Below are 13880 nucleotides of genomic sequence, written 5' to 3' on the forward strand. Positions count from 1 at the left end.
TTTCATCACTACAAGGAGTCCCGTGACTGCAACCGATTCATCCATCACTACCGCCCGCCACGCAGCCCGCGCTGCCTCGGAGAAGCTTGCCGAGGACATCGTGGCCCTGGACGTCAGCGAACGGCTGGCCCTGGCCGACGTCTTCCTGATTGCCTCGGCCCCGAGCGAACGCCAGGTCAACGCGATCGTGGACGGCATCGAGGACGAGCTCTCCAAGTTTGACCAGAAGCCCGTCCGCCGCGAGGGCCGCTCCGGCGGCCGTTGGGTGCTGCTGGACTACTCCAACGTCGTCATCCACGTCCAGCACGAGGAAGACCGCGTGTTCTACGCCCTCGAGCGCCTGTGGAAGGACTGCCCCGTCGTCGATCTGCAACTCGGCGACGACGCCTCCGCCAAGGCCACCGCCGGCACCGACACGGAGTAGCGCCCGCGTTCAGGCCACCTCCGGACGCCAAACCGGGCCGAATATGCCCGATTTGGAATTTTCCGGAGGGCTGGTCTAAGATATTTGAGTTGCTTCGGAGAAATCCGGACAAAAAACCGGAACATCGCACGTCGGCAGACATGCTCGGAGCAGCGAAAATTCGGGGCTGTGGCGCAGCTGGTAGCGCACCTGCATGGCATGCAGGGGGTCAGGGGTTCGAGTCCCCTCAGCTCCACCGGATTATCCGCCGGAATCGAAAGATTCCGGCGGATTTTTTTGTGCCCCGTTCCGCACCCCTGTTCCATGAGTCAGCGCGCCGATTAGCGCGAACGCGATTTGTGGTTTAGGCTATTCAGGTTGCTTCAGGGAGGACGAAACTTCCAGGCAAATGAGGGGCTGTGGCGCAGCTGGTAGCGCACCTGCATGGCATGCAGGGGGTCAGGGGTTCGAGTCCCCTCAGCTCCACCAGAAAGGGAATCACCGCCATGCGGTGGTTCCCTTTTTCGTACCCTCCGCAGCTATGCGGGACTTCGAAAGTCGCATCCGTCAAGACCGTCTCATGACGGGACGTCATAAACTGTCATTTAGGCTCTCCACCCTGAGCTGGACCTTGCTATCGTCGCTAAGAGACAGCCGCCCTGCGGCTTAGCTGGAAGGCCATTTCCGGCTCCACGACTAAGGAACATCATGAAGCGCACACGACTTTCCGTTATTGGCCTCATCGCCGCTGCAGGACTCGCCCTGGCAGGCTGCGGGTCGGCGTCCACCACCCCGGCCAGCTCAGCGCCGGCAGCCGGTGCGGACACCTCCCTCAGCGACGTCAAGAGCGCAGGCGTGCTCAAGGTCGGCACGGAAGGCACCTACAAGCCGTTCACGTTCCACGCCAACGGCAGCGGTGAACTGACGGGCTACGACGTGGAGATCATGAACGCCGTCGCCGCGAAGCTGGGCGTCAAGCCCTCCTACCAGGAGACGCAGTTCGACGCCATCTTCGCCGGCCTCGACGCCAAACGGTTCGACGTCGTCGCCAACCAGGTTTCCATCACCGACGAGCGCAAGGCGAAGTACGACTTCTCCACCCCGTACACGGTGAGCACCGGCGTGATCGTCACGAAGTCGGACAACGACAGCATCCACTCCTTTGACGACCTCAAGGGCAAGACCACGGCGCAGTCCCTGACGAGCAACTGGTACAAGCTGGCGCAGCAGAGCGGCGCGAACGTCGAGGCCGTCGAGGGCTGGGCGCAGGCAATCACGCTGCTCAAGCAGGGCCGCGTCGATGCCACCATCAACGACAAGCTGACCTACCTGGACTCCCAGAAGACCGACCACGACGCCGACATCAAGATTGCCGCCGAGACCACCGACAAGTCGCTGAGCGCGTTCACCCTGCGCAAGGGATCCACCAGCCTGACCGATGCCATCAACAAGGCCCTCGGCGAACTGGCGGCCGACGGTACCCTGACGAAGATCTCCCAGAAGTACTTCGACGCCGACGTCTCGAAGTAGCCCTGTGCAAGCCGCAGAGAAACGCCGCGTCCGGGCATGAGCATCAACTGGGAACTCGTGTGGTCATCGCTGGGCCCGCTCCTGACGGGTGCGATCTTCGGCACCATTCCCTTGGCGCTGGCCTCGTTCAGCCTGGGCCTGCTGCTGGCTCTGGTGGTGGCCCTCATGCGGCTGAGCCGCAACCGCCTGGTTTCGGCGGTGGCGCGGACCTACATCTCCGTCATCCGCGGAACCCCGCTTTTGGTCCAGCTGTTCGTCATTTTCTACGGGCTCCCTTCCGTCGGAATCACCATCAGCCCCTGGCCCAGCGCCATCATCGCGTTTTCCCTGAACGTCGGCGGCTATGCCGCGGAGGTCATCCGGGCGGCCATCCTGTCGGTTCCGAAGGGCCAGTGGGAGGCCGGCCACACCATCGGAATGTCGCGCCGGCAGACGCTCGTGCGGATCATCCTGCCGCAGGCCGCCCGGGTATCGGTTCCGCCGCTGTCGAATACCTTCATCAGCCTGGTCAAGGACACGTCGCTGGCGTCGCTGATCCTCGTCACCGAACTGTTCCGCGTGGCGCAGCAGGTGGCGGCCTTCAGCCAGGAGTTCATGCTCTTATATCTGGAGGCGGCCGTGATCTACTGGATCATCTGCCTCGTTCTCGCCAGCGGACAGTCCGTCCTGGAGAAGAGATTGGACCGCTATGTCGCCCACTGAACCGCAACCCTCTGACGTTCCTGTCCCGGACGAGCCGCTCCTGACCGTCACGGGCCTGCGCAAGTCGTTCGGCCACCATGTTGTGCTCAAATCCATCGACCTTGAAGTCCGCCGCGGCGAAGTGGTCACGTTGATCGGGCCGTCGGGATCAGGAAAAACGACAGTCCTGCGCTGCCTGAACGGCCTCGAAGTGCCCGACGCCGGCGTCGCCGAATTCGCGGGGCAACTGACCGTGGACTTCGCCACACCGGTGGCGAAGAAGCAGGTGCTGGCCTTGCGCGACCGCAGTGCCATGGTGTTCCAGCACTACAACCTCTTCCCGCACAAGACCGTCCTGGAGAACGTGATCGAGGGCCCGGTCCAGGTGCAGAAGCGGCCCAAGGCGGACGCGATCCAGGACGCCCGGGACCTGTTGGCCCGCGTCGGCCTGACCGGCAAGGAGAACAGCTACCCGTTCGAGCTCTCCGGCGGCCAGCAGCAGCGCGTCGGCATTGTGCGTGCCCTCGCCCTGCGCCCGCAACTGCTGCTCTTCGACGAGCCCACCTCTGCGCTGGACCCGGAGCTCGTGGGCGAGGTCCTGGCCGTCATCAAGGAACTCGCGGACGAAGGCTGGACCATGGTGGTGGTCACCCACGAGCTCGCGTTCGCCCGTCAGGTGGCCGACGAGGTCATCTTCATGGACGGCGGCGTGGTGGTCGAACGCGGCCACCCCGACACCGTTCTGCGGGACCCGCGGGAGGAACGCACACGGCAGTTCGTGGACCGCCTGCTGAACCCGTTCTAGGGCGCCCCGCCAGCGGCGAGAAAAAGCGGCGAGAAATAGGCCGTCAGCACGGGCGGGCACAAGCGGCGACTAAACTTGGTCGGGTGAACGACTCCCTGCCCCCGTGCCCCGAATGCTCCAGCGAATACACCTACGAAATGGGGGCGCTCCTGGTCTGCCCGGAGTGCGCGCACGAATGGTCCGCATCCGCGGAGACTGACACAGAAGCCGACGCCCCAGCGGCCGCCGTCATCAAGGACGCGGTGGGCAACCTCCTCGCCGACGGCGACACCGTCACCGTGGTCAAGGACCTGAAAATCAAGGGCAGCTCCACCGTCATCAAGGTCGGCACCAAGGTCCGCGGCATCCGCCTGGTCAACGGTGTTGGCGACCACGACATCGACTGCAAGGTGGACGGCGTGGGCCCCATGCAGCTCAAGTCCAGCGTCGTCAAGAAGATCTGACCGGGGACGCGACCGTGACCGTGACCGCGGAGACGGTGCGGGCGGCCGACGTCGTCGTGGTCGGCGCCGGCCAGGCGGGCCTGTCGGCGGCCTACCACCTTCAGCGCCGCGGCTTCGTCCCGGCCGGCCCTGACGCGGCCGGCCCGCCACCGGCCGGGACGTACATCGTGCTCGATGCCGAGGACGGGCCCGGCGGAGCCTGGCGGCACCGCTGGAAGAGCCTGCTCATGGCCACGGTGAACGGCATCAGCGACCTCCCGGGAATCCCGCAGCCGGATGTGGACCCCGCCGAGGCCAGCTCCAGTTTCCTCACCCGCTATTTTGGCGGGTACGAGCACGACCTCGGCCTCGCGATTGAGCGGCCGGTCAAAGTGCAGTCGGTGAGCCGCGAGGACGATGACCCCGCCGGGCGACTGAGCATCGCAACCTCCCGCGGCCGGTTCTCTGCCCGCGCCCTCATCAACGCAACCGGCACCTGGACCCGGCCATTCTGGCCCATCTATCCGGGCAAGGCCAGCTTCCGCGGCCGGCAGCTGCACGTCGCCGACTACGTATCCGCCGACGATTTCCGCGGGCAGCACGTCATCGTGGTCGGCGGCGGGATCTCGGCCGTCGGGCTGCTCGATGAGATCTCCAAGGTCACCACCACCACATGGTTCACGCGCCGGGTGCCGGTTTGGCGCGAGGCCGCGTTCGACCGGCAGGCCGGCCGCGACGCCGTCGCCCTGGTCGAGGAGCGGGTGCGCCAGGGCCTGCCGCCGCAGAGCGTCGTCTCCGTGACGGGCCTGATCTGGACCCCGGCCCTGCGCGCCGCCGCCGCGCGCGGTGTCCTGGACCGGCACCCCATGTTCACCGCGATCGAACCCGACGGGGTCCGGATGGCTGACGGCAGCTTCCTGGCCGCCGGGGTCATCCTGTGGGCCACGGGATTCCGGGCCGAACTCGAACACCTCGCCCCGCTGCACCTGCGCGGACCCGGCGGCGGCATCGCGATGAACGGCACCCAGGTCGCGGGCGAGCCGCGGGTGCACCTCGTCGGCTACGGGCCTTCCTCGTCCACCATCGGCGCCAACCGGGCCGGCCGGGCCGCCGTCGCCGGAATCGTCACCCTGCTGGCCCGGTCCGGTATAACGTAAAACGTAAGACCTGCAGAGCAGCGCCGGGGGAGGCCTCACACCCGGCTCCCACTGCCAGCACCCATACCCAAGCCCGAGAAGAAACGGCGGCACAACGCGCGTGGCGGACAACAGCTTCGAATCCCTCTTTGCCCGGCTGAGAAGATTCCCGGACGTCGAGGCCGACAACCTGCAGGCCTGGGACGCCACGGACAGGCTCCTGCTGGACTCTGCCCTTGAGATGCCCGCGGCCGGCCTGCTGCAGCCCGGCGGCCGGCTCGCGGTGGTGGGGGACCGGTACGGTGCCCTGACTCTCGGTGCACTGGCCCTCGGTGCGGACGCTGTGCGCGTCCAGCAGGACCTCATCACCGGTGAACGGGCACTGCGGGCGAACGCCGGGGCCCTGGGCATCGACGGCGGCTTCGAGCAGCTCCCGCTGGGCGCCGAACTGCTGGAGGGAGCCTCCCTGGTCTTGCTGCAGTTGCCGCGGTCCCTGGCGGAACTTGAGGAAATCGCCGACGCCGTGGCCCGCTACGCGGCGCCCGAGGTGGTGCTGGTCGCGGGCGGACGCGTCAAACACATGGGCCTGGGCATGAACGCGGTCCTGGCGCGCTACTTTGAGGATGTCCAGCCCCAGCTGGCGCGGCAGAAATCACGGCTCCTGCTGGCCCGGAGCCCCAGGCCGGTCCCGGCCGCGCTGCCCTTCCCGGTCACTGAGGTCAACGCCGAACTGGGGCTCACGGTCTGCGCCCGGGGCGCCGTCTTTGCCGGCACCGGGCTGGATATCGGGACCAGGTTCCTGCTGGACTTCCTGCCCCGGATGCCGCACGCCACCCATGCCGTCGACCTTGGCTGCGGCACCGGAATCCTCGCCGCGATGTACGCCCGCGCCAACCCCGGCGCCCGCGTCACCGCGACCGACCGGTCCGCCGCTGCTGTCGACTCAGCCCTGGCCACCTCCCGGGCAAACGGCCTGGACGGTCGGATCGACGTGCTTCAGGACGATGCCATGAGCTCCCTCCCGGACGCCAGCGCGGACCTGGTGCTGCTCAACCCGCCCTTCCACCTGGAAGCGGCGGTCCACTCCGGCGCGGGGATCAAGCTGATCGAAGCGGCCGGCAGGGTGCTTGCCCCGGGCGGGGAGCTCTGGACCGTGTTCAACAGCCACCTGCACTACCGGCCGGCCCTGGAACGGCTGATCGGTCCCACCCGCGAGGCCGGCAGGAATCCAAAATTCACGGTCACGGCCAGCACCCGGCGGCCTTGACGCAAGAAACTTTGTGTCGGTAAAGCGCAAGTGTGGGCGCACGCCTGCACGTAACGTACGATTCTGACAACTGCTGTGCGTGGCCAAAACGTTTAGAGGTATCAGTGACCGAGTTCCGGCAACCCTCGCCGAGGCGAGGGACCAACCTACCGAAGATGGGCGACTTCAACCTCACAGTCATCCTCGACGCCATCCGCCGCACGCCCGGCGGGCTGAGCCGGGTGGAACTGGCCCAGATTGTCGGACTCTCGCCGCAGACCATCTCCAACATTTCCCGGCGCCTGCTGGACCAGCACCTGATCGTCGAAGCGGGCAAGGAAGGCACCGGACCGGGCAAGCCCAGGACCATGCTCCGGCTGAATCCCGCGGGGATGTATGCCGTGGGCGTGCACCTGGACCCGGCCGTCCTCACGTTCGTCGTGCTGGACCTGCTCGGCGCCGTCGTCCGGCACTCACGGATCACCACTCCGCCCGGCACCGACCCCAGGGCTGTCATTGACACCATCGCGGGCGAAATCAAGAGGCTCATCCTGGACTCCGGGGTGGACCCGGACCGGATCGCCGGGCTCGGGGTTGCGTCGCCGGGGCCCATCGACCTCAATGAAGGCGCCGTCGTGGACCCGCCGCTGCTGCCGGGCTGGGACCACGTGGGGCTGCGGGATGGCCTCGCGGAAGCCACGGGCCTGTCGACACTCATGGACAAGGACGTCACCAGCGCAGCCGTGGCCGAAACCTGGGCCGGGGGCCCCAGCGGCGAGGGCAGCTTCGTCTTCATGTATATGGGGACCGGGATCGGCTGCGGGATCGTGCTCAACGACGAAGTCGTCCGCGGGACCTCGGGCAACGCCGGGGAAATCGGGCACATCATCGTCGACCCGGGCGGTGCCCTCTGCGACTGCGGGCAGCACGGCTGCGTGAAGTCCTCCGCCATTCCGCAGGTCCTCGTGGCGCAGGCTGAGGCGGCCGGGATATTGAATGGTTCACGCCAGGACAGGAGCGCGCCGGCAGTTCAGGAACGGTTCGCCGAGTTGTGCGCGATCGCCGACGCCGGCAACGACGAGGCCAAGGAAATCATTCGTGGGTCCGCAGTGCTCGTGGCCCGTGCGGTGTCGGTCGTCACCAACGCCCTGGACGTGGACCGGGTAGTGTTTGGCGGCCCGTTCTGGACCTGCCTCTCAGCGGCTTACCTCGAGCTGGTCCCCGGTCTGGTTGAGGCGAACAGTGCCACCCGGAGGATTCATGGGATCGAAGTCGTGGGCACGGGGGTAGGCGAGGACGTCGGCGCCGTCGGTGCGGCCTGCCTGGTGCTCGAACACACGCTGGCTCCGCGTTCCCAGCGGCTGCTCCTGGGCGACTAGACAGGGGCTAACCGGGCGTCAGTCGATGTCCTCAACCACCGTCCCATACGGGATGGTGTCATCCAGATGCGCCTGGTGGCCATGCGGAAGCACGAGAATCCGGACCCCGTGCAACCTCTCTGCGGCCGACTGCATGAGGACTGGCCGGACGGTGTTGATGAAGCTCTCGCTCTTGCCGGCGAGGTACTGCTGGTAGCTGGCTGGAAGCTGGATCATGGCAACAGGATAGTCCTGCCGGGGTGCGTTGGGGAGAGCGGGCCGCGTGGGGCGAAAATGGCGCCTTGGGCGAACATTGTTCTGCCCGGCGCCGCAAACGGCCGTAAAGGTGCGTCTTAATTCGGGGACCGACTTGAAGGGCCCCACGGCCCGGCCTTAGAGTTCTATACAAGTTACCTCAGTAACGTGTCAGCGATCCTCCGCTGAAAGCTGCCCCCGGGCGGCCCAGGAGGGTGTGGGTGCCCCCATGTGGGCCTGACATTTGCTCACGGACAACTTCGTATCAGGCGTAACAGTCGCGGCTGCGCCCTGCTGAAGTTCCCTCCGTGTTCCCCAAACTCAATTCACTGACGACGGAGTTTCCGTTTCTGGTTCCGGTCCTTCGGGGCTTCCGGATCTCCCGGCGGCAGTGTTCAAAGCCAAGGACGCAAATGTCACCACGAAGCCTTATCGATACCCATCCCAATCTTGCCGGCGCGGCCCCTGTTGCGCTGTCCTACGAGCTGTTCCCGCCGCGGTCTCCCGCAGCCGCGGAATCCCTTTGGACCACCATCGGCGAACTGGAAGCCACGGACCCGGACTACGTGTCCGTGACCTACGGCTCCAACGGCTCCAACCGCAGCACCGCCGTCGATCTCGTCAACCGGCTCGTGCAGGAAACGACGCTCCGGCCCCTGGCCCACCTGACCTGTGTGGGGAATTCCCCGCAGGAACTGGCGGAGATCATCGGCGAACTGCTCGACGTCGGCGTCCGCGGCATCCTCGCCCTCCGCGGCGATCGGCCCAAGGATGGAGAAACCCCGCCGCCGGGATCGCTCCGGTACGCCCAGGACCTGATCGAACTCATCCGCCGCGTGGAGCAGCGCCGTTCGGCGCTGTTGTGCGCCGGCAGGGTCGCGGTCGGCGTCGCCGCCTACCCGACCCGGCACCCGGAATCCCCGAGCGAGGCGCACGACGTCGAGGTCCTGCTGGCCAAGCAGCGCTCCGGCGCCGACTTCGCCATCACCCAGGTCTTCTTCCACACCGAGCAGTACGCCGACCTCCTGGCCCGGGCACGCCGGGCCGGGGTGACCATCCCGATCATTCCCGGGGTCATGCCGCTCACCAGCCTCCGGCGGCTCGCCCGGCTCGGCGAACTGACCGGCGTCGAACCGGCCCCGGAACTGATCGAACGCCTCGCGGCTGCCGACACCGACGCCGAACGGACCCGGATCGGGGTCAGCGCCACCGTTGATCTCGCCAACGCAGCCCTGGACGCCGGAGCCCCCGGCATCCACCTCTACACGTTCAATGAGCACGCCGCGGCCCTGGATGTGCTGGACAAACTCGCGCTGCCCCGCCCGCACCGCGGAAACCGGCACAGCGGCAACAAGAACAGCGGCAACCGGCACACGGCCAGCCGCCGCCAGCTCGCCAGCTGAGCGCGCCAAGAGCACACAACTTCCCTCCGCACCACACCACCAACACTTAGGACTTCCCATGACTGCAGTGAACACACTCAACCCCACTCCGTTCCCGGCCGCCTCGATCCTGGGCTACCCGCGCATCGGCCGCCGCCGCGAACTCAAGAAGGCCGTCGAGGCCTACTGGGCCGGCAAGATCGACGCCGCAGCCCTGGACGCGGCCGCCAGGGAAATCCAGCTCGGCACCGCTAAGCGGCTCCAGGGCCTGGGCCTGACCGAAGCCGCCGCGGTGCCCGGCACCTTCTCCTACTACGACCAGGTGCTCGACGCCGCCGCCCACCTCGGTGCTGTTCCGGCCCGCTTCGGGAACCTCCTCAACGCGCAGGGCCAGCTCGACATCGACGGCTACTTCACCCTGGCCCGCGGCAACAAGGACCAGCAGCCACTGGAAATGACCAAGTGGTTCGACACCAACTACCACTACCTCGTGCCGGAAATCGGGCCGGAAACCAACTTCGCGCTGACCTCGAACCGGATCGTCGAGGAATTCGAATACGCCCTCGCCAACGGCGTCGAGACCCGCCCGTACATCGTCGGCCCGGTCACGTTCCTGCTGCTGAGCAAGGCCTCCGACGACGCCCCGGCCGGCTTCAGCCCGCTGTCCCGCCTGGAGGACGTCCTCCCGGTCTACACGGCGCTGCTTCAGAAGCTCGCCGCCGCCGGCGCCAGCTGGGTCCAGCTCGACGAGCCCGCCCTTGTGGTGGACCAGGACACCCCGGCCGTGGAAATCCAGGCCGCCGTCGCCCGCTCCTACGAGGCCCTGGCCGCCGCGGCCCAGCGCCCGCAGCTTTTCGTCTCCACCCCGTACGGCGCGCTCAACGGCCAGCTCGGCACCCTCGCCGCCACCGGCATCGACGCCCTGCACCTGGACGTCTTCAAGGGCGAGGTCCCGTCCGCCGCTGCCCTGGCCGCGCTGGGCAACAAGACCCTCGTCGCCGGCGTCGTGGACGGCCACAACATCTGGCGCAACGACCTCGCCGCCTCCGCGAAGAAGATCGCCGAACTGAAGAAGTCGGTGGCCAAGCTGGCCATCAGCACCTCCACCTCCACGCAGCACGTCCCGCACGACGTCGACGAGGAAGTCCAACTCTCCGAGCAGCTGCGCAGCTGGCTGGCCTTCGCCGACCAGAAGGCCGTTGAAGTCGTCACCCTCGCCGGTCTGCTGACCGACGAGGCAGCCGTCCAGCCCGCCATCGACGAGGCCACCCGCGTCATCGCCTCCCGCGCCGAGGCCGAAGGCGTCCGCCGCGGCGACGTCCGGGCCCGCACCGCCGCCCTGACCGGCGCCGACTTCAACCGCTCCGCCTACGCCGTCCGCGAGGCAGCCCAGGACAAGGCGCTGCACCTGCCGCCGCTGCCCACCACGACGATCGGCTCCTTCCCGCAGACCGGCGAAATCCGTACCGCCCGGGCCCGCGCCAACCGCGGCGACCTCACCACGGAGCAGTACGAGCAGCTCATGAAGGACGAGATCAAGCGCGTCGTGGAGCTGCAGGAAGAGCTCGGCTTCGACGTCCTGGTCCACGGCGAGCCCGAACGCAACGACATGGTCCAGTACTTCGCCGAGAACCTCGAAGGCTTTGACGTCACCGTCCACGGCTGGGTCCAGTCCTACGGCTCGCGCTGCACCCGACCGTCCATCCTGTGGGGCGACGTCACCCGCAGCGCCCCGATCACTGTGAAGTGGGCCGAGTACGCGCAGTCCCTGACCAGCAAGCCGATGAAGGGCATGCTCACCGGCCCGGTCACCATCCTGGCCTGGTCCTTCGTCCGCGATGACCAGCCGCTCGGCGAGACCGCCAACCAGGTGGCGCTGGCCCTCCGCGACGAGATCGCCGACCTCGAGGCGGCAGGCATCAAGGTCATCCAGGTGGATGAGCCCGCCCTGCGCGAGCTCCTGCCGCTGCGCAAGGCCGACCAGGCCGCGTACCTGGACTGGTCCGTGAAGTCCTTCCGGCTCTCCACCGCAGGTGCCGCGGACGCCACCCAGGTCCACACACACCTGTGCTACTCCGAGTTCGGCGCCATCATCGACGCGATCGACGGCCTCGACGCCGACGTCACCTCGATCGAGGCCGCCCGCTCCCGCATGGAGGTCGTCCACGACCTCGAGTCCCACGGCTTCGGCCGCGGCGTTGGCCCGGGCGTCTACGACATCCACTCGCCCCGCGTCCCGGGCGAACAGGAAGTCACCGAACTGCTCAGCACCGCCGTCAAGCACGTCCCGTCCCGCCAGCTCTGGGTCAACCCGGACTGCGGCCTAAAGACCCGCGGCTACGCCGAGACTGAAGAGTCCCTGCGCAACCTCGTCACGGCCACCAGGACGGTCCGAGCCGAACTGCTCTCAGCCGCCAAGTAACAGGCCACCAGGCAAGCAGCCGTCAAGGAGCCCGCTCCAAGCACAAACGACGCCGGCCGGTCACCCTCCAAGGTGACCGGCCGGCGTCGTACGTTCTTGATCATCGATTGCTGGGCAGCCGCGGTTTTGCGCGCCCGGAAGGGCATCTGCGGAGCAGTCGATGAAGGATTACCAGCGACTCAGGATGCCCGGGTCAGGACTCCCAGAGGATTTCGTCGTCGACGACGCCGTCCTCATCCGCGGAAGCGACGAGGACCTCGTCGGTGAAGTGCTGGCCCAGCGTGAAATCGAGGACGAAGTAGCGTTCCGGCTGGCCGGGGTAGATGCCCACGTGGCCGAGCTTGAGCGCCTTGAGGAAGACCTCGTCGGTCAGCTGGCTCTTGTCCTCGACGCCGAAGACCTTCTTGAGGTGTTCGTCCTTGATCGCGTTGCAATGGAAGTGGCGGTACTCCTGCGGACTGGTGCCTTCCTGGTCCAGTTCCTCGGCGATCATTTCGCGGACCTGGTCCACGAGTTCGGGCAGGAAGCGCAGGCGGTAGTCAACTTTATGCATGGCCGCTTCATCGAAATGGTCATGCGCGTTGACATTCAGATCAAGCTCCACGGTCTGGCCCGCCAGCTCATGCGTGGCGGTGAGATTATGCTCCCGTCCGTGGTTGAGCTCGACCTCGCCGAAGTGCTTGCTCGCTACCTTGTTCATATCTTCAACATAGTCCTGAAAACCGGACCATTCCAGCGTTGGCAGGGTTTTCCGTACCGGAGTCACCGGTACCGGACCGGCGGACGGCCGCATGACTGTACATTGATCGGATGCATCATGTAATCTCACCCGTCGGCCGTGCCCGGGCCGCGTTCGACGCCGGGACCACCCGCCCGCTCACCTGGCGGCTGGATCAGCTGCGCCGGCTGCGGCGCATGCTCGCGGAGCGGCACGCGGACTTCGCCGAAGCCCTCGCCCGCGACCTGGGCAAGCACCACACCGAGGCGCAGCTCGCGGAGATCGGGTTCGTGGACGCCGAGGCGGCGCACCTGGAGCGGCACCTCGAAGGCTGGCTGCGGCCCCGCCGCGTGCCGGTTCCTTTGACAGTGCGGCCGGCCCGCGCCTGGACCGAACTCACCCCGCTGGGCGTGGTGCTGGTGATCGGGCCGTGGAACTACCCGCTGCAACTGCTGCTCGCCCCGCTCGCCGGCGCCCTGGCCGCGGGAAACACCGTGGTCCTCAAGCCGAGCGAACATGCCCCGGTCACCTCGGCCGTACTGGCCCGCTGGATTCCCGAATACCTGGCCGGCGCCGCCGAAGTGGTTGAGGGCGGCATCCCGGAGACCACCGCCCTCCTGTCCGAACGCTTCGACCACATCTTCTTCACCGGGGGAGAAGCCGCGGCCAAGGTGGTCATGCGCGCGGCGGCCGAGCACCTGACCCCGGTGACGCTGGAGCTCGGCGGCAAGTCCCCGGCCTACGTCGATGCATCCACGGACCTGGCCACGGCGGCCAAACGCATCGCCTGGGGCCGGTTCATGAACGCCGGGCAGACGTGCGTCGCACCCGACTACGTCCTGGCCCGGGAGGAGGTCCTGGAGCCGCTGCAGGCCGAGCTGATCAAGGCCGTTACGGCGCTCTTCGGACCTGACCCGGCGGCTAGCCCGTCGTACGGCCGGATCGTCGATGACCGCCACTTCGCACGGCTCGCGGCCCTCGCCGACGCCAGCACGGTGGTGCACGGCGGACAGCGCGACGCCGCCAGCCGCTACTTTGCGCCGACCCTGCTGCGCCCGGCGCCCGGCGACGCCGTCATGGCGGAAGAAATCTTCGGACCCCTGCTGCCACTGGTGCCCGTGGACGGGCTCTACGCGGCCATCGAGGAGGTCAACGGGCGCGCCAAGCCGCTGGCACTCTACGTCTTCAGCAACGATCCGCAGACGCGCCGCGCCTTCGCCGGGCGGACCTCGTCGGGGGCCCTGTGCTTCGATGTACCGGCGGCCCACCTGTCAGTCCCCGGGCTTCCCTTCGGAGGGGTCGGCGGCAGCGGCATGGGGGCCTATCACGGGGAACATTCGGTGCGGACGTTCTCGCATGAGCGCCCCACCCTGGACAAGCCGCTGTGGCCGGACACGCTGGAACTGATCTACCCGCCGTACACCCGGACCAAGCACCGGATCATCGACGCACTCGTGGCGCCGGTCGGGAAGCGGGCCAGGAAGCGCTGAACGGCGCCGGCCTAACCGGGCCTCCACGCCGG

The 13880-nt window shown here is 67.5% G+C and carries 13 protein-coding genes and 2 tRNA genes; 13 read left to right on the forward strand and 2 right to left on the reverse strand.

All coding sequences use genetic code 11. From position 1 onward, the window contains the following. Positions 1–22 precede the first annotated feature (22 nt). The 10 genes from rsfS (at position 23) to AC1DKN_RS14960 (ending at position 7602) form a co-directional block, all read left to right on the forward strand. Entirely contained in the window at positions 23–424 is a 402-nt protein-coding gene (gene rsfS / locus AC1DKN_RS14915) for a ribosome silencing factor (protein WP_018773346.1), read from the forward strand. Between the two features lie 162 nt (positions 425–586). Next, a tRNA-Ala gene (locus AC1DKN_RS14920) sits at positions 587–659 on the forward strand. Positions 660–816: 157 nt separating this feature from the next. Then, positions 817–892, forward strand: a tRNA-Ala gene (locus AC1DKN_RS14925). 219 nt (positions 893–1111) lie between these two features. Continuing rightward, entirely contained in the window at positions 1112–1933 is an 822-nt protein-coding gene (locus AC1DKN_RS14930) for an amino acid ABC transporter substrate-binding protein (RefSeq protein WP_230008769.1), read from the forward strand. Between the two features lie 36 nt (positions 1934–1969). Then, on the forward strand, positions 1970–2635 hold the full coding sequence (locus tag AC1DKN_RS14935; protein WP_230008768.1) for an amino acid ABC transporter permease: 666 nt from the start codon (positions 1970–1972) through the stop codon (positions 2633–2635). After that, positions 2622–3419: an amino acid ABC transporter ATP-binding protein gene (locus tag AC1DKN_RS14940; RefSeq protein ID WP_476871701.1), complete on the forward strand. Its 798-nt coding sequence runs from the start codon at positions 2622–2624 to the stop codon at positions 3417–3419. Before AC1DKN_RS14935 ends, AC1DKN_RS14940 begins: the two co-directional genes overlap by 14 nt. 83 nt (positions 3420–3502) lie before the next feature. Further along, positions 3503–3862, forward strand: a complete 360-nt coding sequence (locus AC1DKN_RS14945; protein ID WP_476871702.1) for a zinc ribbon domain-containing protein YjdM — start codon at positions 3503–3505, stop codon at positions 3860–3862. Between the two features lie 20 nt (positions 3863–3882). Further along, complete coding sequence (locus AC1DKN_RS14950; RefSeq protein WP_476871726.1) at positions 3883–4998, forward strand: NAD(P)-binding domain-containing protein; 1116 nt, start codon at positions 3883–3885, stop codon at positions 4996–4998. A gap of 100 nt (positions 4999–5098) precedes the next feature. Next, on the forward strand, positions 5099–6244 hold the full coding sequence (locus AC1DKN_RS14955) for a class I SAM-dependent methyltransferase (protein WP_476871703.1): 1146 nt from the start codon (positions 5099–5101) through the stop codon (positions 6242–6244). A gap of 155 nt (positions 6245–6399) precedes the next feature. After that, entirely contained in the window at positions 6400–7602 is a 1203-nt protein-coding gene (locus tag AC1DKN_RS14960) for an ROK family transcriptional regulator (protein WP_476871704.1), read from the forward strand. Positions 7603–7620: 18 nt separating this feature from the next. Here the strand turns inward: AC1DKN_RS14960 and AC1DKN_RS14965 are convergent, their stop codons facing one another. Next, positions 7621–7818: a hypothetical protein gene (locus tag AC1DKN_RS14965; RefSeq protein WP_018773338.1), complete on the reverse strand. Its 198-nt coding sequence runs from the start codon at positions 7816–7818 to the stop codon at positions 7621–7623. A 431-nt stretch (positions 7819–8249) separates the two neighbouring features. Here AC1DKN_RS14965 and AC1DKN_RS14970 point away from each other — a divergent pair, with 431 nt between their 5' ends. Together AC1DKN_RS14970 and metE are read left to right on the forward strand one after the other, a co-directional pair. Beyond that, complete coding sequence (locus tag AC1DKN_RS14970) at positions 8250–9239, forward strand: methylenetetrahydrofolate reductase (protein ID WP_476871705.1); 990 nt, start codon at positions 8250–8252, stop codon at positions 9237–9239. Between the two features lie 58 nt (positions 9240–9297). Further along, positions 9298–11640: a 5-methyltetrahydropteroyltriglutamate--homocysteine S-methyltransferase gene (gene metE, locus AC1DKN_RS14975; RefSeq protein ID WP_476871706.1), complete on the forward strand. Its 2343-nt coding sequence runs from the start codon at positions 9298–9300 to the stop codon at positions 11638–11640. A gap of 193 nt (positions 11641–11833) precedes the next feature. Here metE and AC1DKN_RS14980 read toward each other — a convergent pair whose 3' ends face one another. Next, positions 11834–12340: a DUF2004 domain-containing protein gene (locus tag AC1DKN_RS14980; protein ID WP_026537142.1), complete on the reverse strand. Its 507-nt coding sequence runs from the start codon at positions 12338–12340 to the stop codon at positions 11834–11836. Between the two features lie 110 nt (positions 12341–12450). Here AC1DKN_RS14980 and AC1DKN_RS14985 point away from each other — a divergent pair, with 110 nt between their 5' ends. Then, entirely contained in the window at positions 12451–13848 is a 1398-nt protein-coding gene (locus AC1DKN_RS14985; RefSeq protein WP_476871707.1) for an aldehyde dehydrogenase family protein, read from the forward strand. The last annotated feature ends 32 nt before the right edge of the window (positions 13849–13880 follow it).

The organism is Arthrobacter sp. 01N444, assembly GCF_056399305.1.

Excerpts from the sequence above, each read along its gene's own strand:
- AC1DKN_RS14985 (WP_476871707.1), top strand. The coding sequence starts at position 12,451 with ATGCATCATGTAATCTCACCCGTCGGCCGTGCCCGGGCCGCGTTCGAC.
- AC1DKN_RS14935 (WP_230008768.1), top strand. The coding sequence starts at position 1,970 with ATGAGCATCAACTGGGAACTCGTGTGGTCATCGCTGGGCCCGCTCCTG.
- AC1DKN_RS14930 (WP_230008769.1), top strand. The coding sequence starts at position 1,112 with ATGAAGCGCACACGACTTTCCGTTATTGGCCTCATCGCCGCTGCAGGA.
- AC1DKN_RS14965 (WP_018773338.1), bottom strand. The coding sequence starts at position 7,818 with ATGATCCAGCTTCCAGCCAGCTACCAGCAGTACCTCGCCGGCAAGAGC.
- metE (WP_476871706.1), top strand. The coding sequence starts at position 9,298 with ATGACTGCAGTGAACACACTCAACCCCACTCCGTTCCCGGCCGCCTCG.
- AC1DKN_RS14960 (WP_476871704.1), top strand. The coding sequence starts at position 6,400 with ATGGGCGACTTCAACCTCACAGTCATCCTCGACGCCATCCGCCGCACG.
- AC1DKN_RS14980 (WP_026537142.1), bottom strand. The coding sequence starts at position 12,340 with ATGAACAAGGTAGCGAGCAAGCACTTCGGCGAGGTCGAGCTCAACCAC.
- AC1DKN_RS14970 (WP_476871705.1), top strand. The coding sequence starts at position 8,250 with ATGTCACCACGAAGCCTTATCGATACCCATCCCAATCTTGCCGGCGCG.
- AC1DKN_RS14940 (WP_476871701.1), top strand. The coding sequence starts at position 2,622 with ATGTCGCCCACTGAACCGCAACCCTCTGACGTTCCTGTCCCGGACGAG.